At 61.8% G+C, this 26,114-nt stretch carries 32 protein-coding genes, 1 tRNA gene and 3 pseudogenes; 13 read left to right on the top strand and 23 right to left on the bottom strand.

Going from position 1 to position 26,114, the window contains the following annotated elements; genetic code table 11:
- Position 1: 1 nt before the first annotated feature.
- Complete coding sequence (locus tag NKH42_RS18290; protein WP_352478885.1) at positions 2 to 706, bottom strand: TIGR02281 family clan AA aspartic protease; 705 nt, start codon at positions 704 to 706, stop codon at positions 2 to 4.
- Between the two features lie 13 nt (positions 707 to 719).
- On the bottom strand, positions 720 to 953 hold the full coding sequence (locus NKH42_RS18285) for a DUF1289 domain-containing protein (protein ID WP_031193575.1): 234 nt from the start codon (positions 951 to 953) through the stop codon (positions 720 to 722).
- Positions 954 to 1,127: 174 nt separating this feature from the next.
- Between NKH42_RS18285 and NKH42_RS18280 the strand changes: the two genes are divergently transcribed.
- Positions 1,128 to 2,126, top strand: a complete 999-nt coding sequence (locus NKH42_RS18280; RefSeq protein ID WP_352508412.1) for a nicotinate-nucleotide--dimethylbenzimidazole phosphoribosyltransferase — start codon at positions 1,128 to 1,130, stop codon at positions 2,124 to 2,126.
- Between the two features lie 3 nt (positions 2,127 to 2,129).
- Here the strand turns inward: NKH42_RS18280 and NKH42_RS18275 are convergent, their stop codons facing one another.
- Positions 2,130 to 3,644, bottom strand: a complete 1,515-nt coding sequence (locus NKH42_RS18275; RefSeq protein WP_352974340.1) for a sensor histidine kinase — start codon at positions 3,642 to 3,644, stop codon at positions 2,130 to 2,132.
- Between the two features lie 75 nt (positions 3,645 to 3,719).
- On the opposite strand from NKH42_RS18275, the gene NKH42_RS18270 reads away from it, so the two are divergent.
- The 4 genes and pseudogenes from NKH42_RS18270 to NKH42_RS18255 all read left to right on the top strand — a co-directional run bounded on the left by NKH42_RS18270 (position 3,720) and on the right by NKH42_RS18255 (position 6,321).
- The gene (locus NKH42_RS18270) at positions 3,720 to 4,343 is read left to right on the top strand and encodes a thermonuclease family protein (RefSeq protein WP_352974338.1); all 624 of its coding nucleotides are present in this window, start codon (positions 3,720 to 3,722) and stop codon (positions 4,341 to 4,343) included.
- 42 nt (positions 4,344 to 4,385) lie between these two features.
- Positions 4,386 to 4,997: a glutathione S-transferase gene (locus NKH42_RS18265; RefSeq protein WP_352508415.1), complete on the top strand. Its 612-nt coding sequence runs from the start codon at positions 4,386 to 4,388 to the stop codon at positions 4,995 to 4,997.
- 13 nt (positions 4,998 to 5,010) lie between these two features.
- Positions 5,011 to 5,628: pseudogene (locus NKH42_RS18260) on the top strand (uracil-DNA glycosylase family protein); the annotation flags it as partial.
- A gap of 201 nt (positions 5,629 to 5,829) precedes the next feature.
- The gene (locus tag NKH42_RS18255) at positions 5,830 to 6,321 is read left to right on the top strand and encodes an Lrp/AsnC family transcriptional regulator (RefSeq protein ID WP_023675006.1); all 492 of its coding nucleotides are present in this window, start codon (positions 5,830 to 5,832) and stop codon (positions 6,319 to 6,321) included.
- Positions 6,322 to 6,332: 11 nt separating this feature from the next.
- On the opposite strand, the gene NKH42_RS18250 is transcribed toward NKH42_RS18255, so the two are convergent.
- From NKH42_RS18250 to NKH42_RS18195, 12 genes and pseudogenes are all read right to left on the bottom strand, one after another.
- Positions 6,333 to 6,905 carry a DUF3299 domain-containing protein gene (locus tag NKH42_RS18250; RefSeq protein WP_023675008.1) on the bottom strand — a complete coding sequence of 191 codons (573 nt, stop codon included), beginning with the start codon at positions 6,903 to 6,905 and terminating at the stop codon, positions 6,333 to 6,335.
- A 68-nt stretch (positions 6,906 to 6,973) separates the two neighbouring features.
- A complete protein-coding gene (locus tag NKH42_RS18245; protein ID WP_352508416.1) occupies positions 6,974 to 7,417 on the bottom strand; it encodes a GNAT family N-acetyltransferase in 444 nt (147 codons plus the stop codon).
- Positions 7,418 to 7,503: 86 nt separating this feature from the next.
- On the bottom strand, positions 7,504 to 8,208 hold the full coding sequence (locus tag NKH42_RS18240) for a DNA alkylation repair protein (RefSeq protein ID WP_352508417.1): 705 nt from the start codon (positions 8,206 to 8,208) through the stop codon (positions 7,504 to 7,506).
- Positions 8,209 to 8,217: 9 nt separating this feature from the next.
- Positions 8,218 to 9,090, bottom strand: a pseudogene (locus NKH42_RS18235) (NAD(P)-dependent oxidoreductase); the annotation flags it as partial.
- A 61-nt stretch (positions 9,091 to 9,151) separates the two neighbouring features.
- Positions 9,152 to 9,979 carry an ABC transporter permease gene (locus NKH42_RS18230; RefSeq protein WP_023675012.1) on the bottom strand — a complete coding sequence of 276 codons (828 nt, stop codon included), beginning with the start codon at positions 9,977 to 9,979 and terminating at the stop codon, positions 9,152 to 9,154.
- Positions 9,976 to 10,689 (bottom strand): ABC transporter permease, encoded by a 714-nt coding sequence (locus tag NKH42_RS18225; RefSeq protein WP_023675013.1) that lies wholly within the window; start codon positions 10,687 to 10,689, stop codon positions 9,976 to 9,978. Before NKH42_RS18225 ends, NKH42_RS18230 begins: the two co-directional genes overlap by 4 nt.
- A gap of 118 nt (positions 10,690 to 10,807) precedes the next feature.
- Positions 10,808 to 11,590, bottom strand: coding sequence for an ABC transporter substrate-binding protein (locus NKH42_RS18220; protein WP_023717637.1), 783 nt, complete (start codon positions 11,588 to 11,590; stop codon positions 10,808 to 10,810).
- 213 nt (positions 11,591 to 11,803) lie between these two features.
- Positions 11,804 to 12,313, bottom strand: a complete 510-nt coding sequence (gene mobB / locus NKH42_RS18215) for a molybdopterin-guanine dinucleotide biosynthesis protein B (RefSeq protein WP_352508418.1) — start codon at positions 12,311 to 12,313, stop codon at positions 11,804 to 11,806.
- Positions 12,310 to 12,939 (bottom strand): molybdenum cofactor guanylyltransferase MobA, encoded by a 630-nt coding sequence (mobA, locus tag NKH42_RS18210; protein WP_352508419.1) that lies wholly within the window; start codon positions 12,937 to 12,939, stop codon positions 12,310 to 12,312. The genes mobB and mobA overlap by 4 nt, the downstream gene beginning before the upstream one ends.
- 58 nt (positions 12,940 to 12,997) lie before the next feature.
- Positions 12,998 to 13,918 (bottom strand): DMT family transporter, encoded by a 921-nt coding sequence (locus NKH42_RS18205; RefSeq protein WP_352508420.1) that lies wholly within the window; start codon positions 13,916 to 13,918, stop codon positions 12,998 to 13,000.
- A 123-nt stretch (positions 13,919 to 14,041) separates the two neighbouring features.
- Positions 14,042 to 14,398, bottom strand: a complete 357-nt coding sequence (locus tag NKH42_RS18200; RefSeq protein WP_352448884.1) for a hypothetical protein — start codon at positions 14,396 to 14,398, stop codon at positions 14,042 to 14,044.
- A 154-nt stretch (positions 14,399 to 14,552) separates the two neighbouring features.
- Positions 14,553 to 14,756 carry a hypothetical protein gene (locus NKH42_RS18195; RefSeq protein ID WP_352508421.1) on the bottom strand — a complete coding sequence of 68 codons (204 nt, stop codon included), beginning with the start codon at positions 14,754 to 14,756 and terminating at the stop codon, positions 14,553 to 14,555.
- Between the two features lie 16 nt (positions 14,757 to 14,772).
- On the opposite strand from NKH42_RS18195, the gene NKH42_RS18190 reads away from it, so the two are divergent.
- On the top strand, positions 14,773 to 15,318 hold the full coding sequence (locus NKH42_RS18190; protein ID WP_352508422.1) for a hypothetical protein: 546 nt from the start codon (positions 14,773 to 14,775) through the stop codon (positions 15,316 to 15,318).
- Positions 15,319 to 15,368: 50 nt separating this feature from the next.
- Here the strand turns inward: NKH42_RS18190 and NKH42_RS18185 are convergent, their stop codons facing one another.
- Together NKH42_RS18185 and moaA are read right to left on the bottom strand one after the other, a co-directional pair.
- Positions 15,369 to 15,842: a hypothetical protein gene (locus NKH42_RS18185; protein ID WP_352905473.1), complete on the bottom strand. Its 474-nt coding sequence runs from the start codon at positions 15,840 to 15,842 to the stop codon at positions 15,369 to 15,371.
- Between the two features lie 55 nt (positions 15,843 to 15,897).
- Positions 15,898 to 16,893 carry a GTP 3',8-cyclase MoaA gene (moaA, locus tag NKH42_RS18180; RefSeq protein WP_352478871.1) on the bottom strand — a complete coding sequence of 332 codons (996 nt, stop codon included), beginning with the start codon at positions 16,891 to 16,893 and terminating at the stop codon, positions 15,898 to 15,900.
- A gap of 198 nt (positions 16,894 to 17,091) precedes the next feature.
- Here moaA and NKH42_RS18175 point away from each other — a divergent pair, with 198 nt between their 5' ends.
- Positions 17,092 to 17,445 (top strand): gamma-butyrobetaine hydroxylase family protein, encoded by a 354-nt coding sequence (locus NKH42_RS18175; RefSeq protein ID WP_023717628.1) that lies wholly within the window; start codon positions 17,092 to 17,094, stop codon positions 17,443 to 17,445.
- Positions 17,446 to 17,462: 17 nt separating this feature from the next.
- On the opposite strand, the gene NKH42_RS18170 is transcribed toward NKH42_RS18175, so the two are convergent.
- Positions 17,463 to 17,891 (bottom strand): nuclear transport factor 2 family protein, encoded by a 429-nt coding sequence (locus NKH42_RS18170; RefSeq protein ID WP_352508424.1) that lies wholly within the window; start codon positions 17,889 to 17,891, stop codon positions 17,463 to 17,465.
- A gap of 159 nt (positions 17,892 to 18,050) precedes the next feature.
- On the opposite strand from NKH42_RS18170, the gene NKH42_RS18165 reads away from it, so the two are divergent.
- Positions 18,051 to 18,662: a pyridoxamine 5'-phosphate oxidase family protein gene (locus NKH42_RS18165; protein ID WP_352508425.1), complete on the top strand. Its 612-nt coding sequence runs from the start codon at positions 18,051 to 18,053 to the stop codon at positions 18,660 to 18,662.
- A 27-nt stretch (positions 18,663 to 18,689) separates the two neighbouring features.
- Here NKH42_RS18165 and NKH42_RS18160 read toward each other — a convergent pair whose 3' ends face one another.
- Positions 18,690 to 19,142, bottom strand: coding sequence for a MarR family winged helix-turn-helix transcriptional regulator (locus NKH42_RS18160; protein WP_352508426.1), 453 nt, complete (start codon positions 19,140 to 19,142; stop codon positions 18,690 to 18,692).
- Between the two features lie 47 nt (positions 19,143 to 19,189).
- Here NKH42_RS18160 and NKH42_RS18155 point away from each other — a divergent pair, with 47 nt between their 5' ends.
- The 3 genes and pseudogenes from NKH42_RS18155 (at position 19,190) to NKH42_RS18145 (ending at position 22,623) form a co-directional block, all read left to right on the top strand.
- Positions 19,190 to 20,098 (top strand): alpha/beta hydrolase, encoded by a 909-nt coding sequence (locus tag NKH42_RS18155; RefSeq protein ID WP_352508427.1) that lies wholly within the window; start codon positions 19,190 to 19,192, stop codon positions 20,096 to 20,098.
- 123 nt (positions 20,099 to 20,221) lie between these two features.
- Positions 20,222 to 20,507, top strand: a pseudogene (locus tag NKH42_RS18150) (SDR family oxidoreductase); the annotation flags it as partial.
- Positions 20,508 to 20,730: 223 nt separating this feature from the next.
- On the top strand, positions 20,731 to 22,623 hold the full coding sequence (locus NKH42_RS18145; protein WP_352508428.1) for a L,D-transpeptidase family protein: 1,893 nt from the start codon (positions 20,731 to 20,733) through the stop codon (positions 22,621 to 22,623).
- A gap of 11 nt (positions 22,624 to 22,634) precedes the next feature.
- Here the strand turns inward: NKH42_RS18145 and NKH42_RS18140 are convergent, their stop codons facing one another.
- From NKH42_RS18140 to NKH42_RS18125, 4 genes are all read right to left on the bottom strand, one after another.
- A complete protein-coding gene (locus NKH42_RS18140; protein ID WP_254817402.1) occupies positions 22,635 to 23,111 on the bottom strand; it encodes a hypothetical protein in 477 nt (158 codons plus the stop codon).
- 127 nt (positions 23,112 to 23,238) lie between these two features.
- Entirely contained in the window at positions 23,239 to 23,490 is a 252-nt protein-coding gene (locus NKH42_RS18135; protein WP_352508429.1) for a PepSY domain-containing protein, read from the bottom strand.
- A gap of 218 nt (positions 23,491 to 23,708) precedes the next feature.
- Positions 23,709 to 23,783, bottom strand: a tRNA-Val gene (locus NKH42_RS18130).
- A gap of 102 nt (positions 23,784 to 23,885) precedes the next feature.
- Complete coding sequence (locus tag NKH42_RS18125; protein ID WP_254817239.1) at positions 23,886 to 24,569, bottom strand: phosphoglycolate phosphatase; 684 nt, start codon at positions 24,567 to 24,569, stop codon at positions 23,886 to 23,888.
- 144 nt (positions 24,570 to 24,713) lie between these two features.
- On the opposite strand from NKH42_RS18125, the gene rpiA reads away from it, so the two are divergent.
- Together rpiA and NKH42_RS18115 are read left to right on the top strand one after the other, a co-directional pair.
- Positions 24,714 to 25,445, top strand: coding sequence for a ribose-5-phosphate isomerase RpiA (gene rpiA, locus NKH42_RS18120; RefSeq protein WP_352508430.1), 732 nt, complete (start codon positions 24,714 to 24,716; stop codon positions 25,443 to 25,445).
- Positions 25,432 to 26,010 (top strand): DUF2059 domain-containing protein, encoded by a 579-nt coding sequence (locus NKH42_RS18115; protein ID WP_352508431.1) that lies wholly within the window; start codon positions 25,432 to 25,434, stop codon positions 26,008 to 26,010. Before rpiA ends, NKH42_RS18115 begins: the two co-directional genes overlap by 14 nt.
- The last annotated feature ends 104 nt before the right edge of the window (positions 26,011 to 26,114 follow it).

Genomic DNA, 26,114 nt, shown 5'->3' with positions numbered 1-26,114 from the left:
CTCAATCCCGCAAGATCATGCGGTCGCCGCGCACGTCGAAACCCGACAGCGAGCTAATGAAATTCATGCCGAGCAGGCTCTGACCGAGGGTGCCGGGTGCGGCGATCATGATGGGCATGTCCTTGCGCACGATGCCGCCGATCGACAGTTCGTCGCTTCGCACCGACGCTGCGCGCGTCATGCCGTTGGCGGTCGAGATCGGGATGGTGAAGTGGAGAGCCGCCGAATTGAACCCGGCCGCCAGAGCGTCCTCGGCGGTCAGCACTGTGCTGGTCGCGCCGGTATCGACAACCGTCAGGATCGGCGTGCCGTTGATCGTGACGCGCGCTTCGAAATGGCCGCTGCCGGCCTTGTCCAGGGTGACGGTGGCATGGCCTTCTTCCACGCCCAGCGCCAGCGGACTGCCGGGAACAAGGCCCGCGGTGACGCGGCTGGCGAAATCCTGCAACTCATAGCGGTACTGATAGCCGGCGATCAGCGCCAGCACGATGGCGCCCCAGGCGCCGAGGCTGCGGGCCATGGTGCCCAACGGCCTGCCCGATCTGAGCAGGCCGGCGCCGACGAGTGCCGCTAAAGCGCCAAGCCAGATCAACTGGCTGAAATCGTAATTCTCAATGCCGAATGTACTGCCGGCGGAATCGTTGAGCATGAGCAGGAGTACACCTGCCCCGATCGCGACGATCAGAATCCACAGCAGTCGGTTCATCTGTGCGGCCGGTTCACGAGAGGGCGTCGCGTTCGCGTGCCATGCGGCTGCGACGGGTTTCCCGGCGGGGGCGTCGCTCGACCGTTTCCAGCCTTGCCGGGAGCTCGGCCATGACGCTGCGGCGGGTTTGCGGGGTCATGTCGATCCAGGCTGCGATTTCCTCGCGCGTGCGGCCGCAACCGAAACAGAAGCCGGTTTTCATATCGATCGAGCAGACCAGGATGCACGGGGATTCAATGGCCGTCATAAGGATTTCCTTGGCTAGCCTCCACATGGTGCAACGACAAAGTCAATGCAAGCCCTCCGGGATGCGCCGCCAGCAGGTGCTTTCGCGTCAATACCTCGAAGTTGTGCCGAGGTTGTGTCGGCCCGCCAAGGCGGCTATGCCGCTCACCAATTCACAAGGACGATTGCCATCGACATGACCAGCGCACTGCCCTTCGACGATTTTCGCGACCTCCTGGTGAGCCTGCCGCCGGCAGATATGGCTGCCAACACCCGGGTGCGCCAGTTGTTTGCCAAGGCAGACAAGCCCGAAGGCTCGCTTGGCCGCATCGAGGACATCGCCGCCTGGCTCGCCGGCTGGAGCGGTCGCGCGCCGCCGGCGGTGACGCGACCATTGGTGGCGATCTTTGCCGGCAATCATGGCGTCACCCGCCACGGCATTTCGCCGCGCCCCGCCGCCGCTACGGCAAATGCAGTCGAGCTCTGCGCCGCCGGCGGCGCAGCGATCAACCAGATCTGCATCGCCAACGATCTCGGCTTGAAGGTGTTCGATCTGGCTCTGCACATTCCGACAGCCGACATCACCGAGGATGCGGCACTGGACGAGCGCGGTTGCGCCGCCACCATGGCCTTCGGCATGGAGGCGATTGCCGGCGGCACCGACCTGCTTTGCCTTGGCGATCTCGGCGTTGGCAATTCGACTGTCGCCGCGGCCCTTTGCACGGCACTGTTCGGCGGCACCGGCGCCGACTGGGTCGGCCCTGGATCAGGGGCCGACACGGCGATGCAAAGGTGCAAGGCGGAGCTAGTCGATGCCGCGATCGCGTTTCACGGCGCGAGCCTCAAGGACCCGCTGGAAGCGCTGCGCCGGGTCGGTGGACGGGAATTCGCAGCGATCTGCGGCGCCATTCTGGCGGCGCGGATGCAGAAGATCCCGGTGCTGCTCGATGGGTTTGCGGTAACTGCGGCCGCTGGCGTCCTACATACCGCCAACCCCGCCGCGCTCGATCATTGTCTGCTCGCAAGCCTGTCGCCGGAGCCTGGTCATTCCAAGGCCGCCGAGCGCCTCGGCCTTCGCCCGCTGCTCGATCTGGGCGTCAGTCAAGGGGAGGGGGTAGGGGCGGCGCTTGCCGCCGGCCTGGTCAAGGCGGCCGCGCTGACCAGCTCCGGCATGGCAGCCGCGGTCGGCGGGTAGCATTCAGCGGCGGCGTGAAGCAACCGCCTTGGTCGGCAGCGCCGGCAGTTCCTCCATCACCCGGCTCAGCGGGAAGATGGCGATCGCCTCGGTCCCTTCGCGCAGCCTGGAATGGAGCTGGAATTCGCCGCCATGCATGGCCAGCAGGCCTTGCACGATCGGCAGGCCAAGCCCTGTACCCTGTTCGGCGCTCTTGATGGCGATCGAGCCCTGGCCGAAGGCCGAGAGCACGATCGGAATCTCGTCTTCCGGTATGCCCGGCCCATTGTCCTTGACGGAGAGATATTGCCCGCCGCCCGCCGTCCAGCCGACGCGCACGCGGATTTCGCCGCCGGTCGCGGTGAACTTGATGGCATTGGACAAGAGGTTGAGCACAATCTGCCGCACCGCGCGTTCGTCGGCAAACAGGCGCGGCAAGGCGTTTTCGAAATCCTGGACGATGCAGATGTCCTTGTTGCGCGCCTTCAACTCCATCATGTGGCAGCAATCCTCGACGACGGAAAGCAGCATCATCGGCTCCTCATTGAGCTGATAACGGCCCGCTTCGATGCGCGACAGGTCGAGGATTTCGTTGATCAGGTCGAGCAGATGCTGTCCGGAGTCGTGCACGTCACGGGCATAGTCGCGATATGTCGGGTTGCTCATCGGGCCGAGCACCTCGTTGGCCATTACTTCGGAAAAGCCGAGAATGGCGTTGAGCGGCGTGCGCAGTTCGTGGCTCATCGAGGCCAGGAAACGCGATTTCGCCAGATTGGCGTCTTCCGCCCGCCGCCGTGCCTCGTCCGACATCGATTTCGCCGTCTCCACTTCGGCGATCAGCGCATCCTTTTCGGAGCGGAACGAAAACAGCATCAGCGAGGAACGGTTGAGCTGGCGCGCCACATAGGCGAAGAACGGCAGCGACGAGATCAGCAACCCGGCCATGATCACTTCGACCGGCATCCATAATTTTGCACTGGCATAGGCATAGATGGCGACCGGGAGGGCGAAGGTCGCCAACAGCGCACCGCGAAGGGACGATGCCAGGATCGCGGTTGCCGACATGGCGAGCAGCAGCACCACCGCCTTGGCGACCTGGAACTGATCCATTTGGCAAGTTTCGCAGCCGAGCCATGCGAACCAAGCCCAGCCAAGCCCGCACAGAAAATGGCCGATCAGGAAATCCCTATGCGTTTCCAGCGGGTTGAGCTCGGACGCTTGAGTGACGCGTTTGGCCATGAATGCAACGATGGTATAGCAGATGAATGTGAACAGCGCCCAGACGCCGATCTCCTTGCCGATGCCCGCGAGCAAGCCTGCCGCGGCCGTTGCCAGAACGAGCAGCGGAAGGACGATCACGCCGCCGGTCATCGAAAGCGCGTGGAGCTTCAACAGCTCGCGGTCGAAGTCGGGATTTCCGGCTTGCTGCGAAAGACGGTCGCGCGTCTTGCGCACCGCGCGCGCGACATCGCTGTTGCGATGGCGTTTCCTGCGGTCCACAATAAACTTGTCCGCCGTGGTCGAGCGTTGCAGGGGCATGAAGTCTTCAATTTACACGGGCAGCAATTTCAAATCGTTAAGCTACGTTCGAATGATTAACCAACGGTTTGCCATATGAGCCGTTCGTGGTCGCGATGGCCGCGCCAGCGATACTATGCGCCACGTCCGCGAAGCCTGTGGCGCCGACTAATGGACTATGGGCTGACACTCATCGTGCTCGGCCTGGCGATCCTCCTGGCGGCGCGCCTCGACCGGATCGAGACGCGCAAGACGGAGGGCGCGGCCACCGTCAATGACGGCGATAGCATCACGCTCGGCGGCGAGCGTATCCGCATGCGCGGCATCGATGCGCCGGAATATTCGCAGATCTGCCGCAAGGACGGTGCCGACTCTCCCTGCGGCAAGCTCGCGCGGCAGTCCCTGGTGCGGTTGATCGCCGGCAAAGCCGTCTCCTGCAGCGGCTGGCAGCGCGACCGCTACGGCAGGCTGCTCGGCGACTGCAAGGCCGGCGGCAAGGATCTCAACCGCGCGCAGGTCGAGGCCGGCTGGGCGGTCGCCTTTGGCGATTTCGAGACCGAGGAAGCTGCTGCGCGCGCGGGCAAAGCCGGCATCTGGGGCGGAACTTTCGACGAGCCGAAGAACTGGCGCGAGAGCCACGGCCATGAGCTGGTCGAAAGAAAGCACGGTACCTTGGCGTCGATCGGCGACGCCTTGCGCGAAATTTTTCGCTTCTGGTGAGCTGTCGCCTATAGTTCGTCGAGACGGACGAGGAGGATAGAGATGAAGCTGTTCGACGGCGGGCGCGCGCCCAATCCACGTCGGGTTCGGATTTTTCTGGCCGAAAAGGGACTTCAGGTTCCGCTGATGCCCGTCGACATGGGCGCGCTGGAGCACAAAGAGCAGCCGGTCAGCTCGCGCAATCCGCTGAAGCGTCTGCCGGTGCTCGAGCTCGACGACGGCACAGTCATCACCGAATCCGTCGCAATCTGTCGTTACTTCGAGGAACTGCACCCCGAGCCGGCTTTGTTCGGGCGTGGCGCGCTCGGCAAGGCGATCGTCGAGATGTGGCAAAGACGTGTGGAGTTCAATCTGTTCGGCTGCGTCGCCGCGGCGTTCCGGCACATCCACCCCGCAATGAGGGAATGGGAGATCCCGCAAATCCCCGAATGGGGCGAGGCCAACAAGCCGAAGGCGATCGAATTCCTGAGATTTCTGGACACTGAGCTCGCCGGCAGGGAATTCATCGCCGGCGATGCCTATTCGATCGCCGACATCACCGGGCTGGTCGCCATCGACTTCATGAAGCCGGCTCGCATCAAGGTACCCGAAGAGTGCACCAACGTGCTGCGCTGGCATCGGGAAATCTCCAGCCGGCCGAGTGCCGCCGCCTGACAACGAGTTCCGAATGAGCGAAGAGCTGGAAGCCTTGGCGGCGAGGGTACGCGCCTGCCGCATCTGCGTCGATAACCCGGCCGCCAGGCCGCTGCCGCACCAACCGCGGCCCGTGCTCAGGCCATCTTCGAGTGCGCGTATCCTGATCGCCAGCCAGGCGCCGGGTACCAAGGTTCACATTACAGGGATGCCGTTCACCGACGCCTCCGGCGACCGGCTGCGAAGCTGGCTGGGCGTCGGCAGCGAGGAATTTTACGACACGGACAAATTCGCCATCGTGCCGATGGGCTTTTGCTTTCCCGGTCAGGACGCCAGGGGCGCCGACCTGCCGCCGCGCCGCGAATGTGCGCCGGCATGGCGCACATCGCTGATGGCGCTGATGCCGCAAGTCGATATGGTGCTGACGATCGGCATCTACGCGCAAAGCTGGCATATGGGCGCGGCGCGCCGTCCCTCGCTGACGGAAACGGTCATGGATTGGCGTGCCATCTGGGCGGCGGCGACCGACCCGAAAGTCCTGCCGCTGCCGCACCCGTCCTGGCGCAACACCGGCTGGCTGAAGCGCAATCCATGGTTTGAAATGGATTTGCTGCCATTTCTGAGATCGGAAATCCGCTATCGCCTCGGCTAGGCATCCAGCAAGAAATCACTCGCTTTCGTACTGTGCGGCAGAATTTCTTTCTTGTAATAGGCTCGAACAAGAGGGATTATGGTAATCCATTCCTCGAAGCGCGTCGCGCATGAGGGGACGCGCGTTAAATTCTTGTTTTTATGCATGTCGTTGTGCCAAGGCCGCTGCGCACTTGGACGACTTGCATCAGGGGAGCACCCAATGGACCGCCTTGATAGAAAAATTCTCCGCCTCCTGCAGGAGGATGCGACGCTTGCAGTCGCCGACGTCGCCAAGAAGGTGGGCCTGTCGACGACGCCGTGCTGGCGGCGCATCCAGAAGCTCGAGGAAGAGGGCGTCATCAAGCGGCGCGTCGCCATCCTCGATCATGAAAAGGTCAATGTGCGGGTCACGGTGTTCGTCTCGATCCGCACCAATTCGCACAGCCATGAATGGCTGCGGCGCTTTTCGGAGGTCATCCAGGAATTCCCGGAAGTGGTCGAATTCTATCGCATGAGCGGCGACGTCGACTATCTCTTGCGCGTCGTGGTGCCCGATATCGCCGCCTACGACGCCTTCTACAAGCGGCTGATCGCCAAGATCGAGATCCGCGACGTGTCGTCTTCCTTCGCCATGGAGCAGATCAAATACACGACCGAGATGCCGCTGGATTACATGATGCTCGACAAGGAGTCCGGCGCGAACGCCGCCTGAGATTCTTCTGTTTAGTTCTTCTTTTTGTTGAGGAAACTCCAGGGCGAGTTGACCGGCAGCGTGATCGTGTCCGGCACGGTGTCGACATTGACCACCTCGGCCTTGCGCACGGTGTAGCCCGACTGGATGACGCTGACGCCGTCAAGGATGAAAAGCTGGCTCTTCTCCATGCCCGGCCGTAATGCGCCGGTCACCGAAACCGGCTGGTAGGCCTCGGACATCCTGTAAGGGTGTGCAGGCGTGACGAGGACGATCTGGTTGGGCGGCGGCGTCGGCATGTGGCTGCAGGCTCCCGTCCACGGCACCAGCAGGAATTGGTAGACGAGATCACCGTCGCGATCGACCGGCAGCGCATAGCCCGCGAGCTGCACGGTCTTGTCCTGCAAGTTGAGTGAGAGCGTCTCGCCATGATCCGGCATTTTGGCCGCAATCATTGGCAGTCCGACGCTTTCGGCGGCTGCCTGGGTCGCCGGGCGCAGATCCTTCCAGAAAATATGCATCGTCCCGGCGCAAGCGCTGTCTGCCACAATGGACACGAACACCGCGGCCGCCAGGATCGCTCCTGATTTGAGACGGTTGCTCATTGCTGCTCCACTGTTGAGCCTTGACCTTGCTGCCGGTGACATCAAGTAAAACCGCCGCTGCCCACAGGTCAACGTTCAAGCCGCATCACATGCCGGCGCGAGCCGGTCATGCCGATCTCGCGAAAGCCGCGGGCGGCGAACGTGTCCCGAAAACCCATAAAGCTGTAGCTCGGCGACGCCTGGTCGACCGGATAGGCTTCGATCGTCCTGGCGCCTTTGGCAAAGGCGTGATCGATGGCCGCGTCGAGCAATGCGCTTGCCAGCCCGCCGCCGCGCAGCGCTCTCGGTACATAGAAGCAGACGATCGACCAGATGCCCATCTCGCTATCGTCCTGCTGCCGTGACAGCTTGCGGTAGGTCTCGCGCGGCGCAATCGAGCACCAGCCGACGGTCCGGCCATCGATCTGGGCGACAATGCCGACCGGCGTGCCGGCGTCGATCAGCGTCATCATCGCGCGTTTCTTCTCGTCGTTCTCGACATGCTCGCGGCGGTCGAGATTGCGCCAAGCCATACACCAGCCCGCCGGGTTGCTCGAACAGGTTTTCGAAATCGGCGCGCGTCGATTGCGTCACCTCCGTGAAGCGCACTTCGCTCAGGTCAAGCTTTTCTGGCGGCGAGCCGCTCGAGCGTCTTGGCATCGGAAAGTTCCTTCACGGCGTCCTTGCCGATCCAGCGTGCGGTCCTGTCTGTCGAGGCCGCCAGTTTTAGCGCCACGGCAAGGGCAGGGCCGTGCAAATTCATCGATCGCTTGCCGATCGAACGAAGCGCCCAGTTCACGGCCTTCTTCACAAAATTGCGGCCGTCGGTCGCATGCGCTTCGATGATCGACAGGAATTCGAGGAAGGTCGTCTTGGGTTCCTTCTTCCGGTGGACTACCGACCAGGCCATCATCGCAAAAGCCGTGCGTCGAACGAATTCCCGTTCGTCGACCGCGAATTCGGCGATCAATTCCTTCCAGCAATCCGTATCGACAAAGAGATCGGAGACCCCGTCGACGATATCCCACGAGTCGAAAGTCGCCGCCCATCGTCTTGCATCCGCGGCGGAGAACCGCTCCGGATCGGCTGTCACGGAAGCGATGAACTGCGCCTCCATGATGCCTGTCTGCCAAAGCTCAAAGGCACGCTCATGGTTGCGCTTGATTTTCTTGGCAATCTGCCGCTGCACGCCATGCGAGATACCGAGCGCACGTTCGATCTTGATGCCGTAGCGCAGCATGCCAAGCCGATTTTCCTCCGAGGCGATCGAGCGCAGATGAGCAACGATTTCATCGGCGCTGGATTGAGGCGAAAGCTCGGCCACGGTGAAGTCCTATTTCTCCAGCCGCGCCAGCAGCGAGGACGTGTCCCAGCGCTTGCCGCCCATCGCCTGCACGTCCTTGTAGAACTGGTCGACAAGTGCCGTCACCGGCAGTTTGGCGCCGTTGCGGTCGGCCTCGGCGAGGCAGATGCCAAGATCCTTGCGCATCCAGTCGACGGCGAAGCCGAAATCATATTTGCCGGCATTCATCGTCTTGTGCCGGTTCTCCATCTGCCAGGAACCGGCCGCACCCTTGGAAATCACCTCGATGACCTTTTCGATGTCGAGCCCTGCCTTCTTGCCGAAATGGATGCCCTCGGCCAGGCCCTGAACGAGGCCGGCGATGCAGATCTGGTTGATCATCTTGGTGAGCTGGCCAGCCCCGGCCGGTCCCATCAATCCGACCATGCGGGCATAAGCATCTATGACTGGCTTGGCCCTGTCGAAGGCGTCGGGCTCGCCGCCGACCATCACGGTCAGCATGCCGTTCTCGGCGCCTGCCTGGCCGCCGGAGACCGGGGCGTCGAGGAACGCAAACCCGAGCGCTTGCGACTGCTGCGCCAGTTCGCGCGCGACCTCCGCCGATGCCGTGGTGTTGTCGATGAAGATGGCGCCTTTCTTCACGGAATTGAAGGCGCCTTCGGCACCGGTCGTCACCGAGCGCAGATCGTCGTCATTGCCGACGCAGGAAAAGACGAAGTCCTTGCCCGCGGCCGCCTCGGCTGGTGTCGCGGCGAAGCTGCCACCATGCTGGGCAACCCACTGCTCGGCCTTGGCCCTGGTGCGGTTGTAGACGGTGACGTCGTGACCGCCCTTGTTCTTGAGATGTCCGGCCATCGAATAGCCCATGACGCCAAGACCAAGAAATGCCACCGAAGCCATGTTTTCGAATCCCTTAGTAGCCTGCTTTGCGGTCTTCTTACCGGATCAGGCAAGGCGATGGGAGTCAGCGGTGCAGATGGATGGTGATGCGCCGTTCGATCCACTCGACGCCGTGGCGCAATGTTTCCACGATGATCAGATAGATGATCGCCGCCCAGATGTACGACTGAAAGTCGAAGGTGCGCGCATAGGTGAGCCGGGTGATGCCCATCAAATCGTAGACCGTGATGATGGCGACGATTGCCGAGCCCTTGATCATCAGGATGATCTCGTTGCCATACGGGCGCAACGCGACGATCAGCGCCTGCGGCAGGATGATCTTCCACATCGTCTGCAGTTTGTGCAGGCCGAGCGAGGCGGCACCTTCCCACTGGCCCCTCGGCACGCTCTCGATTGCGCCACGCAAAATCTCGGCCTGGTACGCGGCCGTATTCAGCGAAAAGGCGAAGATCGCGCAGTTGAACGCTTCGCGGAAGAAGCCCCACAGTCCGACCATCTCGAGCTCCGGCCGGAAGGAGCCGACCCCATAGTAGACCAGGAAGGTCTGCGCCAACAGCGGCGTGCCGCGAAAGAAATAGACATAGGCATAGGCGAACCCCGAAAGGATCGGGTTCTTCGACATGCGTGCATAGGCGATCGGCACCGACAGGATCGCGCCAAGCACAATCGAGATGGCAACCAGCAACAGGGTGATGCCGAGGCCGGATATGTAGCCGGGTGCATATTTCTGGAAGAACTCCGGGTTCCACGCAGCGACCAGGTAGACGACCATGCCAATGCCGAGAGCGATCCACAGGCCGACCAGGACATGGCCGAGGATGCGTTGACGCGACCAGCCGCGTGCGGGCGGCGGCGGCCGGTCGACCTTCAGCGTGTCGGTGGCCAGGCTCATCTCTTGACCTCGCTGCCGCCGACCGCTCGTTCGATCGCATTGATGCCGAAGGAGGAGACGATCGCCAGCAGGAGATAGATCAGGCCGGCAAAACCGTAAAACAGGAAGGCATGCTTGGTGACGCGCGCGGCAACCCCGCTCTGCCTGAGGATCTCGTTGAGGCCAACGGCCGAGACGAGCGCGGTGTCCTTGAGCAGGATAAGCCAGAGATTGGCAAGTCCGGGTAATGCGATGCGGATCAACTGCGGCAGCACGATCAGCCGCATCGTCTGGCCGCTGGACAGGCCAACCGAATAGCCTCCCTCATATTGCCCTTTTGGAATGGCGCGGAAGGCGGATAAAAACACCTCGCTGGAATAAGAGGAGAAAATGAAGCAGAGCGCGATCATGCCGGCGACGAAACTGTTGACGTCGGCGGACGTTCCAGGGCTCACTAGGCGGACAATGTACTGCAGGATCAATGGGATGCCGAAGAAGATCAGAAACAGCGTGAGCAGCTCAGGTATTCCGCGAAAAATCGTGGTGTAGATGTTCCCGGCCAGTCTCAGCGACGGCTCTTCCGACTGTTTGGCCAGCGCCACGAAAAAGCCGAGCGTCAGCCCGAAGGGCAGAGTGGCCAGCGCAAGACATACTGTGACAAACACACCCGCGGCGATGTCGTCGAGCCAGCCTTCGGGTCCCCAACTGAGAAGCGTCAGTGCGCTCTGCATCCGCCTGCCTGTTCTCCTTGAGGCTCTTTGAGACCCGTGCCGCGTCACCCCTCGTGCGCGGCATCCTTATAAGAACGGCGGGAATCTCCCGCCGTTCAAGTCCTCGTATGTCGGTCGATCAGGACTCGCCGCCATAAACGTCATATTTGAAGTATTTGTCGTTGATTTCCTTGTACTTTCCGTTTGCTCGGATGGCGTCGATTGCCGCATTGAACTGGTTGACCAGGTCGGTCTCGCCCTTGCGCACGGCAATGCCGGCGCCCGGACCGTGGATTTCGATGACCGGCTTGATTGTGCCGACCAGCTTGCAGCAGGCGCCGTCCGGCGAATCCAGCCATTGCTGCAGCACGACGATGTCGTCATTGGCGGCATCGAGCCGGCCATTGGCCAGATCGAGCTGGTATTCCTGTGCGGTCGGGTACGGCTTGACGGTGCTGTCGGTATAAGTCTTGGTCGAATAGTTGAAATGCGTGGTGGACGCCTGCACGCCGATCGTCTTGCCGGCCAAATCTTCCTTGGTTACACCCTTGATGTCAGTGTCCTTGGGGGCGGCAATCGCCGGCGGCGTATTGTAATATTTGTGGGTGAAGTCGACCTTCTCGGCGCGTTCCGGCGTGATCGACATCGACGCGACGATGGCGTCGAACTTGCCTGCCTGAAGGGCGGGAATGATGCCGTCCCAGTCCTGCGCGACAAAGGTGCACTTCACCTTCATCTCGTCGCAGAGCGCCTTGGCAATGTCGATATCGAAGCCTACGAGCTGGCCGTCGGCTGTCAGATTGTTGAATGGGGGATAGGCTCCCTCGGTGCCGATCCTCAAGGTCTTTTCCTGGGCCTGGGCAACGCCAAGCGTCAGCAGCGCAGCCGAAGCGGCAAGCGCGATACGCAGTGCAATACGCATAATGGTCCTCTCTGTTGGTCCCGGCCGTCGTTCCCGAACGGCTCTGTGGGCGGTGCTTTTGACCGCCCGCTGATGCGATACTCCCATTCTTTCCCAAGAAAAAGCAACTGCAAAACCGTCGCTTGAGGGAAGGTCATGTTCAGAAAGCGATGACGCCGGGTCAGACGCCTAAATTGGAAAGCAAGTGGGCGGAAACTGTCTTCTGCCGCATTTTCAGCGCGACAGGCTTGTGGCGCGCTCGATGAAGTCAGCTATCGAATTCGTGTCGTCGAGATCGAAGGCCGGCAGGTCTTCGCCGACAATGGGGAAGTCGGAGGCGATGGCGACAATGTGTGGATCGCCTGCCGAGAGCGGTGTCCGGTCCTTGGCCTCGAGCCGTCTCGTCTCGAGTTTCTTGTGCGCTTCGCGCTTGTAACCCTCGACCAACACGATGTCGCACGGTGCCAGCCGTGACAGGATCGCGTCTAGCGTCGGCTCGTCCTCGCCGCGCAATTCGTGCATCAGCGCCCAGCGCCTGCCCGACACGACCGCGACCTCCATCGCTCCCGCCTGCCGGTGGCGAAAGCTGTCCGCTCCGGGTTTGTCGATGTCGAAATCATGATGGGCGTGTTTTACCGTCGACACTTTCCAGCCGCGCCGGACGAGTTCGGCCACCAGCTTTTCGGTCAATGTCGTCTTGCCGGAGTTCTTCCAGCCGGTGATGCCGAAAATACGTCTTTTCATGGCTCGATGCTCTGCAACAGATGCACGGCCTGGGCAAGGTCGTCGGGAGTGTTGATGTTGAAGAACGGATCGATCTCGGCCCCGCCGGATTTCAGGATAGGAAATTCCACCTCGACAAAACCGTGCCGGTCGATGAACGCCGCAACGCGCCGGTTGTCTTCCTCGACGAGAAATTGTCGCAAGACCTGATCTAACCCTAGCGGCCAGAGTGCAAAGGTCGGATGCCGTTTGCCGCCGGAACAGGCGACCGCAATCGAGCCGGGGCGTTCGTCGGCTGCCGCGAGCAGCCGCTCGACCATATCCCTGGGCAGGAAAGGCGTATCGCCGGCAGCCGTGACCAGCCCCTGGCAGGTCGTGTCGGAAGCCCATTCGAGGCCGGTCAGTATCCCGGCAAGCGGCCCGGCATAACCTTTGACGGTGTCGGCAAGCACCGGAAGCCCCGTCGCGGCAAACCGTGTCGGATCGCCATTGGCGTTTAGCGCAAGCGGACCGACCTGCGGGCCAAGGCGCGAAACGACACGGTCGAGCAGGGTACCGTCGCCAAGCGCAAGCAGCGTCTTGTCGCCGCCGCCCATCCGGCTCGACCGGCCGCCGGCCAGAATGATCCCTGCGATATGTCGGCCCATCGTTTGCTGCCCAGACCCAAAATCCAGTTTTCAAATCAGACAGTCGTCGACAGTCACTCTATATGCCGTCCGGCGCCATGTCCGGTCCAGTGCTTTCGGCGGCTGTTTTTCGCCGGCCGACGATCCGTTCGCGGTAGAGTGCATAGAGGCCTGAGCCGATGATGATCGTGGCACCGCCGATCATCGGCAGATCCGGGACATCGCCGAAGATCGTGAAGCCAAGCAGGATCGACCAGAGCAGGGCGGTGTAGCGGAACGGCGCGATGAAGGAGATATCGCCCACCCGCATCGCCGTGATGATGAAGTGGTAGCCGATGAGCACGAGCACCGCCGCCAGCGCCAGGAACGCCGTGCTTTGTCCTGTCATCGGTGTCCAGCCGCCCATCGGTGAAAGCAATGCCGCGCCCAGAAACGTCATGGCAAGGGCGGTGGCGCTCGATACCAGCAATGTCGGAATTGCCTGCGGTATCCGCTTGGTGGCGAGATCGCGCACCGAACAGCATGCCACGCTGGCCAGCGCCAGCAGAGAAAAGACGCTGAACCCTTCGAAGCCCGGCCGCACGATGATCAGCACGCCGGCAAAACCGATGGCAATAGCCAGCCAGCGCCGCCAGCCGACGCCCTCGTTGAACACAAGCGCTGCGCCCATCGTCACCGCCAGCGGCAGCGCCTGCAGCACGGCGGAGACATTGGCGATCGGAAGATGCGCCAGAGCAACCAGGAAGGACACCGTGGCGCCGGCCTCGCTGGCAACGCGCAGCGCAACGGTCGGCTGCAGCATCGAACCTGGCCGGGCAAGCGCGCCGCGTTGCCACGCAAGCAGGCCAACGAAAAGCGAAGCGAAGGCGCCGCGGATCAGCATGACCTGCGCCATGTTCATCGATTCCGACGAGAATTTGGTGATAGCGTCGTTGAGAGTGAAACCAGCCATGGCCACCATCATGAACAACGCGCCGCGCAGGTTTGGCGAAAGAGGCAAGGCAGATTACCGGGTGAGTCCTGCAGCAAGCGTCTAGCAGGCACCCGCAAAACAGCAACGTCAAAGGGCTGGGCCACAGCCTTTCTATGGCCCGTAACATCTGTCGCGCAAGAGCGGCAGGGCTTATTTGGGCGTCAGTACCTCGGTGCCGTTGCCTTCCTTGCCGGCAATCGTCCACAGGCCACGCAGCGAGCCGTCGTCCTGCACCTTGTAGACGACAAGACCGACCGCCTTGCCCATGACATAACCGGCGGAGAAGGCATCGTCGTTGCGCATGCAGATGCCGTCCGAGGACGAGCCGCCTGTCTCCCAATGGATCGTGCAGGTCGTCTCGCTAGTCAGCGTGATCGTCGCGTCGCCACCATAGGACGACCCATCGAAATTGGTGCCGGCCACGGCATAGGTGCCGCCGATCGACTGGGCCGCCGCGGGCAGGGCCGCGAGGCTGAGCAATGCAAGAGAAAGAATGAGTTTGCGCATATCGTATTCCCCCACTGGGCGAAGCACCGCTCCAGAGCAGAGGCTAGGCCCGAATGGGCTTGCGGTAAATCCGGTGACCGTTTGCGGACAAGACCTTTTCTGGTGTGACCCCGAAAGGTGCCCTTTTAAAGGTTCGGTTCGGATGGCAAATCGATCACACTGCCGCTCGAGGAAAATTCTCGACGAGATCAATTTGCTCGGCAAGAGTCGCCAAATTGGTCATTGTAGGCTTCTGATCTTGTCTGGGGAGGTGGTCCATGACGAATGCACGAGGCAATGCGGCCAGGCTTGGCACAGGCAGCAGGCGGCACGTTTCGTCGGCTTTCCGGTTCTCTTCTGCACTGGCGGTCATCTTCATGGCGATAGCGCCTGCGTTGGCCGAGAACGGCGCTTCGGCATCGGCAGTCGAACGGATGTCCACGCCGGGTCACGAAGCGAATGAGCTCGCTCGCCGCATCGGGAAGTGGAACGTCGTCAACACGATCTGGCCAACCCCCGGTGCGCAGCCGATCGTGATGACCGGGCTGGTGGCCGAACGTACGATGATCGGCCCCTTCATGCAGGAGGTGATGCGCCCGGCGCCCGGGTCGAAAATCCCGGACTTCCAGCGGATAGCCTATTTGAGCTATGACCGGGTGGAGGGCCGCTGGAAGTATGTCTCCATGGACACCCGTTTCCCGGCAGGGATCATGCCCGCCTGGAGTTTTGGTGGCGAAGAGGACGGCAAGATTTCACTGCTGTTCGAGCCGCTTGGTTTCGTCGGCTTCAGGCCCGAGGTCGAAGGGCGATACACGGCCTCCGATTTCATCATTTCCAGGGATGGCGACAACCACGAGGTGGCCGAGCAGCATTTCCTCCAGGCCAATGGCAGCGGCAGGAAATGGCTCGCCGTGCAGTACGACTACACGCGTCAGCCTTAATTCATCAGCAAAAACAATAGGCTGCGAATACGTCGAGACGGGCCGGATGCTCACGGCCCCCTGAGGCTGCCGGCGATGGCACCGACGAGCGGGTCGTATTTCGATTTCAGGGCTGGCGGATAGTCGATCCAGACCGTGCGGATGACACCATCTTTTCCGAACAGGCGGCGTTCGTAGAAGATGTTCCCGCCTTTGATGCCCGACAGCACCGCCCAGTCCTTGCCGGTCTTGCTGTAGGTGATCTTATAGCCAGGTTCCTTGCTGGCCCTCTCGGCGGAGAGGAAGGCTTTCGGGGTGTCATCATCGACATTGAGAATGCCTGAACAGATCAGGCTGGCGCCATCGGCAGTGAGCCACCGTTGTCCATCGCCATTATCCGGCTCAGCCTGGCGAAGAGTGAAGATTTCATCCGGAAAGGTGCAGACGGTACCGAAGCGCTCGTTCGTATAAGTAAATGGCGCGGCAACTGCCATGGTCCCCGCCATCACTCCGAAAAACGTCAGGACTAAAAGAAACCGCTGCACGCCTTGCCTCGCGCTGATACCAAGGCGATTGTTCTTGCACGAAATCGGCTAAAAATCAGCCGCCGGTGACGCTCATATGCCGCGACACCGACGGACGGTTGGTGCGGCGATCGATGATGAAGTCATGGCCTTTGGGCTTGCGGTCGATTGCTTCGTCGATGGCATCGGCGACCAGCTCGTTGCCTTCCGACGCACGCAGTGGCGCGCGCAGGTCTGCGGCATCTTCCTGGCCGAGGCACATGTAAAGGGTGCCGGTGCAGGTCAGCCGGACCCGGTTGCAGCTTTCGCAGAAATTATGCGTCATCGGCGTGATGAAGCCCAGCCGCCCGCCGGTCTCGGCGACATGGACGTAGCGGGCCGGGCCACCGGTCTTGTAGGGAATATCGCTCAGCGTGAATTGGCGCTCGAGTGCTGCACGCAGCAGCGACAGCGGCAAATACTGATCGGTGCGGTCGGCATCGATCTCGCCCATCGGCATGGTTTCGATGACCGTCAGATCCATGCCGCGGCCATGCGCCCAGCGTAGCATGTCCGGCAATTCGGCGTCATTGAAGTCCTTCAACGCCACAGCGTTGAGCTTTACCTTCAGCCCGGCCGCCTGCGCGGCGTCGATGCCATCCATGACCTTGTCCAGATTGCCCCAGCGGGTGATCTGTCGAAATTTGTCGGCATCGAGAGTATCGAGCGAGACGTTAATGCGTTTGACGCCGCAGTCGGCGAGCTCGGCGGCAAAGCGGGAAAGCTGCGATCCATTGGTGGTCAGCGTCAGCTCTTCCAGCGCACCGCTCTCGAGATGCCGCGAAAGCTGGCGCACAAGATGCATGATGTTCTTGCGTACCAGCGGCTCACCGCCGGTGAGGCGAAGCTTGCGCACGCCCTTTTCGATGAAGACCGTGCAGAGCCGGTCGAGCTCTTCCAGCGACAGCAGGTCCTTCTTGGGCAGGAACGTCATGTCCTCGGCCATGCAATAAGTGCAGCGAAAATCGCAGCGGTCCGTAACCGACACGCGCAGGTAGGTGATCGTGCGACCGAAAGGATCGATCATATCCATGCTGTACGCTTCCCGTGGCCGTGAACGGCTTCGTTATATATAGCTATGTGATACGAGCCAACTTGCCATTCAAGATATCAGCTCGCGATCTCCGGTAACATTCCGACGCCGACAGATCATGTCGGAACTTTCGATGCGGCCTTTTCCCTCGACACGAAGCGGCGTAGGGAAGGGCGGTTCTCCGCAGGATCCACCACCATGACAGCGCCGAAGGAACTCAGGGTCTCGAAAGATCGCAAGCTGCTTTCCGTGACCTTTCCGGGACATCAGCCGTTCGAGTTGCCGGCCGAGCTTCTGCGGGTCGCCTCGCCATCGGCCGAGGTGCAGGGCCATTCGCCCGAACAGCGCGTCACCGTTCCCGGCAAGCGCAATGTGGCGATCCTGAAGATCGAGCCGGTCGGCAACTATGCCGTGCGCATCACCTTCGACGATTTCCACGACACCGGTATCTTCACCTGGAACTACCTGCATACGTTGGGTCATGAGAAGGACGCACGCTGGGCCGCCTATCTCGCCGAGCTGGAAGAGAAGGGGCTGAGCCGCGACCGCTGAATGGTTTCGCGGTATGCTCAGCGCAGGATCGCCAGGATCTCGCCGGTGTCATAGTAAAACGGCGTGCCTTCGATCAGTCGGTCATCCTTGAAGCGCAAGACTTCGGCAAACGGCTGTATGATTGTTGCACCAGTGGCTCGCGACGTCAGCGAAAGCATGCAGCTCATGAACACCACGTTATCGTTCTGGGCGGTTTGAAGATCCTCCACCGCCACGTCGCTCCAGATTTCCCGCATCTTGCGGAAAAGAGCGCCAACGCCGTCGAGGCCATTCCAGTCACCGGCATAGGGCAGGGACTGCGGCTCATGCACCACAATCTCGGCATGGAATGCGCTGGCAAGCACATCGAGGCTTTCCGATCCTGATTGCAGGAAACGCATTTCAACATTGAACATGTTTTCAATAAGTTCCATGGCGGTGCGTCGCCGGTCGAGCGGTTTATCCATTTTCGGTCTCCGTATCCGTCGGTGCGATTGTGTAGGTGAAAGCGGTTTGCCCTTCTTCGCGTTGCCTCGACACCCGTTTCCTGATGACCGGCAAGCGGGCACGATGTCGTGAAAACGTCATGCATCTGGAGCAGCCGGCAAAGCTTTGGAGACGAAAACATGTCCATGATCACCAGCGTCGAACAGCTCGAAACGCTCTATGGCCCGCCTGGCGAGGCGTCGGTGGTCAAAGAACTCGATCAGCTGATTCCCGAATACGCAGCTATCATCGAGGCTTCGCCGTTCGCCGTGCTCGCAACCTGCGGGCCTGAAGGGCTGGACTGCTCGCCGCGCGGCGATCTCGCCGGCTTCGTCCGCATCCACGATCCGAAAACGGTGATGATGCCAGACCGGCGCGGCAACAACCGTGCCGATTCGCTAAGGAACATCCTTCGCGATCCGCGCGTCGCGCTCCTGTTCCTGGTGCCGGGTTCCGGCACGACGCTGCGCGTCAATGGCCGCGCCCACATCACCACCGATGCCGCGCTCTGCGACTCGTTCGCAGTCGAAGGCAAGCCGGCGCGCTCGGTGACGGTCATCGAGGTCGATGCGGTCTATTTCCAGTGCGCCCGCGCCATCCACCGGTCGGAGTTGTGGAATCCGGCAAGGCATGTCGACCCGAGATCGCTGCCGACTCCCGGCCAAATCCTGGAAATCACCAGCCGCAAGAACATCGACGGCGAGGTCTACGACAAGGAATGGCCGGAGCGCGCGAAAAAATCGATGTGGTGAAGCACTTGTTGGTGGAGCGCTGGGCTGTCAGGCGGTCTTCAAAACCTCGGCAACCCTACGCATCTGTTCGCCGATCATGTCGCATTGCTCCGGCGTCGACTGGCTCATCGCCTTCTCGATCAGCGCTATATGGACCTTCAGCGCCTGCATCAGCAGTGCCTCGCCGGTCGCGGTCAACGTCAGCCGCAGCACGCGCTTGTCCTTCTCGTCGCCCTCGCGGCGCAGCAGGCCACGAGTCTCCAGCTGCGGCAAAAGCATGGTGATGTTGGAGCGACCGACCAGCAGCCGGCGAGCGAGGTCGTGCTGCGACATGCCGGGATGACGGTAGAGGTTCATCAGCACGTCGAGCTGCGCCGGCTTCAGGTCGAGCGGCGCCAGCTTCACCGCCAGGGTGCGTTCCAGCACGTGGCATGCGCGCGCCACTGCCACCCAGTTGCGAAAGCGCGGGTTGTCCCAGGGCAGGTCTTGCTTAATGTTCATGTTTGAACTATTATGTTCATGCTTGAACCAATGAATGGATCGCCACTATGGCATCATTTGGACTGAAGGTCATCCGCGGCACGTTCGGAGTGGCTGAGCATGTGGCACCGCGACTCACCGGGCGCGCTGCATTCGAGCTGTTCTGCCGCACGCCGCATGAGAAGAGCTTGAGTGAAGGCGAGCGCCGCGCAATCGATCGCGCCGCCGATTTCATGACCCAGGCACGACATCACCGGCTAAAGACCAGAACCGGCTGCGTCATGGTGCATGAATTCCGGCCCGAGCCGGGCAGGGCCACTGCCGGCACCGTGCTCGTCATCCATGGTTGGCGTTCGCGCACCGAATACATGCGCACGCTGATCGAGGCCTATCGCGATGCTGGCTATAAGGTCGTCTCGCTCGACCTGCCGGGCCACGGCCAGTCGCAGGGCCGCCGGCTTACCCTGGTCAGTGCGGTCGATGCGGCACGGGTTGCCGGCGAGTGGTTCGGGCCGTTTGCCGCGATCGTCGGCCATTCCTTTGGTGGTGCCGTTGCCGCCAATGCAGTTGCCGGTTCAATCAGGAACATCCCGCGATTGGCGGCCGGGCGACTGGTGCTTATCGCTGCGCCGAGCTCACTGCCGGCAATCTTTGCTGATTTCAGTCGCATGCTGAATGTCGGCTCGCGCTCGCAGGTCGCCATGGCCGACCGGGTCGAGCGTATCGCCGGCCGGCCGTTGCACGAGTTTACCGGTGATCGCCAGCTGGCAAGCACGCTGCTGCCGACGCTGGTGATCCACGCGCCGGACGACCGCGAAGTGTCCGCCGATCATGCAAGGCTCTACGCGCGCGCCGGAGACCATGTGCGGCTGTACTGGGCCGACGGGCTCGGCCACCGCCGCATTCTCGCCGACAGGGGTGTGGTGGAGCGTGCCGTTGGCTTCGTTGCCGGCAGGCTGGAGCCGTCTCTGCAGTGATCTGAATGTCTGTTCTTGTCTGCTGGGTTCGATCGTCACGCCGCCACCCCGGTGCCGGCCATCGCTATCCAAGCCGCCATTGCCCCGGCCACCGTCGCCAGAAGGGCCGAGCGCGACGCGCCGAGCGCTTATTCGGCCAGCAAGGCTGCCTTGGTTGGCCTGACCAAAGGCCTTTGCCCGCGATCTCGGTCCGCGCGGCATCACCGCCAATGTCGTCCATCCGGGGTCGACCGATACCGACATGAACCCGGCAGCCGGCCCGCACGCCGAGCATCAGCGCCAGAAGATGGCGATGCCTCGCTTCGGAACGGCCGACGAGATCGCCGGCATGGTCGCCTGGCTTGCCGGTCCCGAAGGACGCTTCGTGACAGGCGCGGCATTGACCATCGACGGCGGCGCAAACGCGTGAGACTTGGTCACTGGACGGTTGCCGTTCTGGCCGAGGACGGCGACGGATTCGCTTGACCCGTCACGACGTTGTGAAACCGTTCTGCAACAGACGTTCCGAAATTTATGGAAGCTTAACGAAATCAGTATGAATCAGTGTAGTCACGCCTTACATCCGCCATGGGGTGGGCGAGACCGTGAAAGCGGTGCGGAACGGGATCCGGTTCAACCGGAGCGGGTGATCCATGAAACTCCTTGTAAACAAAGCAACCGTGCTGCCGTTCGCGGTTGCCGCAGCAATGCTGGCCTTCGGAACGCCGCAGGTTGAAGCGCAAGGGTTCTTCGACATGCTTTTCGGCGGCGGCGTCAAACACGCACCGCCGAAAGGTAACTTTCCGCCGCCACCGTCAAAATACAAGCCCAAGGCGCCAGCCGCTTCCGGTGGGGGTGGTGGTGCGCAAATCAGCAGCCCGTCCTATTACACCTACAAGAGCGATCCGCTGGTGCGCGTCGATTTTTCGGCACTGTCGGCAGCGCCTGAACCGGCAACGCCTCAGGATGCTGCATTCGAGCCGACGGCCACCGGGGCTGCATTCCGCGAAGCCATTGCCGGGCTCGACGGCTATGATCTCTACGCCGAGAAGGACATCGCCAAGGCGCTGATCGCGTACTACTCAGCCAATCCGGATTTCATCTGGGTGACGGGAACCAGTCCCAACAGCCGTGCCGAGGATGCTGTGCGGGTGCTGGGCGAGGCCGCGAGCTACGGCCTGACGCCCGCCGACTACACCGTCGAAGTTCCGGCAGCAAGCGCATCGGCGGGCAATGCCGATGAGCGCCTGAAAGAGCTGGTTCGCTTCGAGATGGCGATGTCGGCCCGTGTCCTGCGCTACGCACGTGACGCACAAAGCGGCCGCGTCGATCCCAACCGCATCACCGGCTACTACGATTTTCCGCCGAAGCCGCTCGACATGGAAGGGGTACTGAAGACGCTGGCCCATACCCAGCAAGTGCGCACTTATCTCGAATCACGGCATCCACAGAATTCCGAGTATCAGGCGCTGCGCGTCGAACTGGAATCGCTACAGGCCAGCGCCGAGGACGAGATCGTCGTCGATCCCAATCTGCTGTTGAAACCGGGGCAGACCAGCCCCGAGCTGCCGAAGCTTTTGACAAGGATCGCGCGCAATCTCGATGACGAGATGGGCGGTGCCTATGGCGAGGTGCTGGCGAGGCTCGCCACCAGCGAGGTCTACGATCCGGAACTGGTGCCGGTGATCAAGGCGGTGCAGAAACGGGCCGGCATGAAAGGCGACGGAGTCATCGGCCCGCGTACCGTCGCATCGTTGGCCGGAACGTCCAAGGCCGACAAAATTCAGAAGGTTCGGGTCGCGCTCGAGGAATTGCGCTGGCTGCCTTCCGACCTCGGCAGCCCGCGCGTCTTCATCAACCAGCCGGCTTTCACCGCGAGCTATATCGACGACGGCGAGGAGAGGCTGAAGACCCGCGCCGTGGTCGGCAGGCCCACCAACCAGACTGCTTTCTTCTATGATCAGATCGAGCAGGTCGACTTTCATCCCTATTGGGGCGTGCCGCAGTCGATCCTGGTCAACGAGATGTTGCCGCGGCTGCGGCGGGATCCTGGCTATCTCGACCGCGCCGGCTATGAGGTGGTCAATGCCCGCGGCAAGCGCATTCCCTCATCCTCGGTCAATTGGGGTGCCTATGGCGCAAAGATACCCTACGGCGTGCGCCAGTTGCCGAGCGAGGCCAATGCGCTGGGCGAGCTGAAGATACTGTTTCCCAACAAGCACGCCATCTACATGCACGACACACCGCAGAAGTCATTTTTCCAGCGCGACATGCGCGCGCTCAGCCATGGCTGCGTTCGCTTGCAGGATCCGCGCGGCATGGCGGCTGCCGTGCTCGGCACCTCGGTCGACTACATCGAGGACAGACTGAAACACGGACATTCGACCGAGGACGTGACACGCAAGATCCCGGTCTATGTCGCCTATTTCACCGCATGGCCGGACCTGTCCGGCAAGGTCGAATACTTCAACGACGTCTACGGCCGCGATACAAGGCTGCAGCAGGCGCTCGACAGCACGGAAGCGGTGCGTTCGCCGGCAAGCTGACGAATGCGGTTCTAGCGCTGAAACAGTGGACGCCGGAAACCCGCATCGCGTCCGGCGATGAGCCAGTAGACCAAGCCCGCGACAACGCCTGCCGCGGCAATGATGCCGATATCGGCCCAGCGCTCCGGGTTCGTGTCGTCCGGTACACTGGGCCAGATCAAGGCGAAGCCGCCAACCGCGGCCGCCGCGCCGAAGATCATGTGCAGCCAAAAACTGCGCAGCGAGAAAAACTCGGCAATCAGTGCGAAGATCAGTGTCTGCAGGCCGGTCATCACAATCGTCAGAAAATAGATGAACATGCCGAGCGGCGGCAACAGCAGCACCGCAACGGGGGTGACACCCATGACATCGAAATAATTCGGCGCATTTGGCAGCGAACTCAGCCCGCCATAGATCGCCGCCACCGCGATCAGCCCGACCAATACCGCTATGAAATAACCCGCGAGCATCATCAGAAAGCGTTTCAATACGTGCTTTACCGTCGCCATGCCCACCCCCGCGAGCAATGATAGCACCAAGTCAGCCATCAAAGTCATATCTACGCAAGGGTGTGCCGAAGGCCGGGGGCCTTCGAGGAGCGCCATTTTTTAGAATCTGGACCGTTGGCGCCCAGCTTCATTTCGGCGCGGCTGTCACCGGATCATAGGTGATTTCAACTTTCGCCTTGTCGTTCGTGTAATAAATGACGGTGTAGGCGCCGCTGTCCCAATCGATTTCCTTGATGTAGCGGAAGTCGTCGCGCTGCTCGACCTTGGCGATGATTTCCGACAGCTTCTTGGCATTCTGCGGCGGCACCGGATTTTTGTCCGCGGCAAAGGCCGATCCGCCGACAAGCAGCACGGCGGCCGCCAAAACAAGTCTGGACATGGCTTTCCCTCACATTTCGATGAGCAGAAACTCATCTACATACGGGTTTGTTCCCGGACTCGGGCTTGCGGATCGTCCAGACCGGCAATTGTGCCGAGCGTAAGTGTGCCTGTCAGTCTTATAGCTTGCGGAAAAGCGCACGGAAAACCAATGCGATCATGCGCTGGTTCTCGATCACGGCAGCCTTCCCCGTCGGTGATGGCTAAGTGCCGAAAAGATGGTGGGCGATGCAGGGATTGAACCTGCGACCCCACCCGTGTGAAGGGTGTGCTCTCCCGCTGAGCTAATCGCCCGCTCGTTGCCCGAAGGCCAAGCGCGCCGCGATATAAGGGAGGCCGGCCTGCGAAGTCAACCACTTGTCGGCCGTCATCTGGCCGTCTGGACTATGAGCGGCTTCAGCCTTCTGCCGCAGCCATCAGCCCTTGTACCAGATCGAGCGTCAGCGAATCGAAATGCGAGATCACCGCCGATGGTTCGAACTCCCGCACATGACGATCGGTGTAGCCGAAATCGACTGCCACTACCGGAATCCCGGCGGCTTTCGCCGTGTCGATGTCGGTCTGCGAATCACCGACCATCAGTGCACGGTGCGGGTCGCCACCGGCGCGCGCGATAGTCTGCGTGAGATGGCGCGGGTCGGGCTTGCGGAACGGAAAACTATCCTGACCGCAGATCGCCGCGAAATGCCTGGTCATACCGAGCGCCTCGATCAGCGCCACCGAATTGGCCTCATATTTATTGGTGCAGATGGCCAGCAGGTAACCGGCTGCCTCGAACCGTGCGATCGCCTCGGGAACACCCGGGTAGGGGCGCGACTTGCCGGGAATGTTAACGGTGTAATGGTCCAGAAACAGCTTTAGCAGCCGATCGTGCTCCTCCACGGCCAGCGACCTGTGCTGCGCTGCATGGGCGCGCTCGATCATCACGCGGCCGCCATGGCCGACGAAACGCTTAAAGCCGGCTTCGTCGACGGCCGCGAGCTGGCTGGCGGCAAGGCTGTGGTTGAGACTGTCGAGCAGGTCCGGCGCCGTGTCGATCAGCGTCCCGTCGAGGTCGAACACGATGGTCGGTCGGGTCATGGCCTGTCCTGTGACGATTCGATTGCCGGCAGGCGATAACCGCTGCGGCCCGTTCAGGCAAGCCGGCTTATCCACCGCGGGCAAGGTCCTTTGACCTGCTCGGCAAAAATGCTACGAGCGCCGAAACAAATCTTGGGGCCCGGCATGGATGCGAGGCAATTGAAGGTTGAGGCCGCGCGGACAGCGCTGGCCCATGTGACGGATGGCATGCGGCTCGGCATCGGCACCGGCACGACAGCGGATGAGTTCGTGCGGCTGCTCGCCGACAAGGTCGCCACCGGCCTGACTGTCATCGGCGTGCCGACCTCGGAGCGCACCGCCGTCCTTTGCACGGAGCTTGGTGTGCCGCTGTCGACCCTCGACGAAACGCCGGAGCTCGACCTCACCATCGACGGCGCCGACGAGATCGATCCGGCGCTGACATTGGTCAAGGGCGGCGGTGGCGCGCTGCTGCGCGAGAAGATTGTCGCGGCGGCCTCCGCCCGCATGATCGTCATCGCCGACAGCTCCAAGATGGTCGAGATGATCGGCCGCTTTCCGCTGCCCATCGAAGTCAACCGGTTTGGCCTGCGCGCCACCGAAATTGCGGTTGGCGTGGCGGCTGCAAACCTGGGCCTTTCCGGCCCTGTTACATTGAGGATGACGGGGACCCAGCCATTTGTTACAGACGGCGGCCATTTTATCCTCGATGCATCTTTTGGCCGCATTCCGGATACAAGAGCGCTTTCGAATGCTCTCCACTCCATTCCCGGCGTGGTCGAGCACGGTCTTTTCATCGGGCTGGCGACAACGGCCATCATAGCCGGCGGCGACGGCATCCAAACCGTCCATGCCGCCCGAAAACCAAGGAGTTTTACCGATCATGATGTTGCATAACCGGGTTGGCCGCTTTTTTGCCATTCTGGCGGCCTCGGCCGTTTTCGCGTTTTCGTCGCCGGCGTTTTCGCAGGACGTCACTGATGCGCATCTGAAGGCGGCGCGTGCCGCGGTCGCGGCGATCCATGCGACGGATACGTTCGACAACATCCTGCCGCAAGCGGCCGCGGCGCTCGAGCAGCAGCTGATCCAGAAGAACCCGGACATGCAGGAACTGATCGCCAAGACGATCAACGAGAAGGCGATGGCCTTGGCATCGCGCCGCGCCGACCTGGAAAAGGAAGCAGCGCTTGCCTATGCAAAGGTGTTCTCGGAAAAGGAACTCAATGAAATCGCCGCCTTCTACAATTCCGAGTCCGGCAAGAAGCTGCTCGACAACGGCCCGATCGTGACGCGCGAACTGGTGAAGGCTGCCGAGATCTGGCAGAACGGCTTGGCTCGCGATCTCGCCCAGCAGGTCGGCGAGACCCTGGGTGCAGCGGCGAATGCCAAGGCGCAGGCTGCACCTGCCGAGGGTGCCGCCCCGGCAGACGGCGCTGCTCCCGCGGACGCCACGCCGAATTGATCGCGGACTTCCGAGTGGCCTGACCGCCACTGGACCAGAAAGCCCGGCAAGTCCGGGCTTTTCTTTTGATAGTCGGCAGCCTACCTGTCTCGATGTTTGAGGGG

Source organism: Mesorhizobium sp. M1142, from assembly GCF_040318565.1.
In the GTDB taxonomy this organism is placed as follows: domain Bacteria; phylum Pseudomonadota; class Alphaproteobacteria; order Rhizobiales; family Rhizobiaceae; genus Mesorhizobium.
The sequence above is the reverse complement of the archived record's forward strand: the minus strand, read 5'-3'. Positions and strand labels throughout refer to the sequence as shown.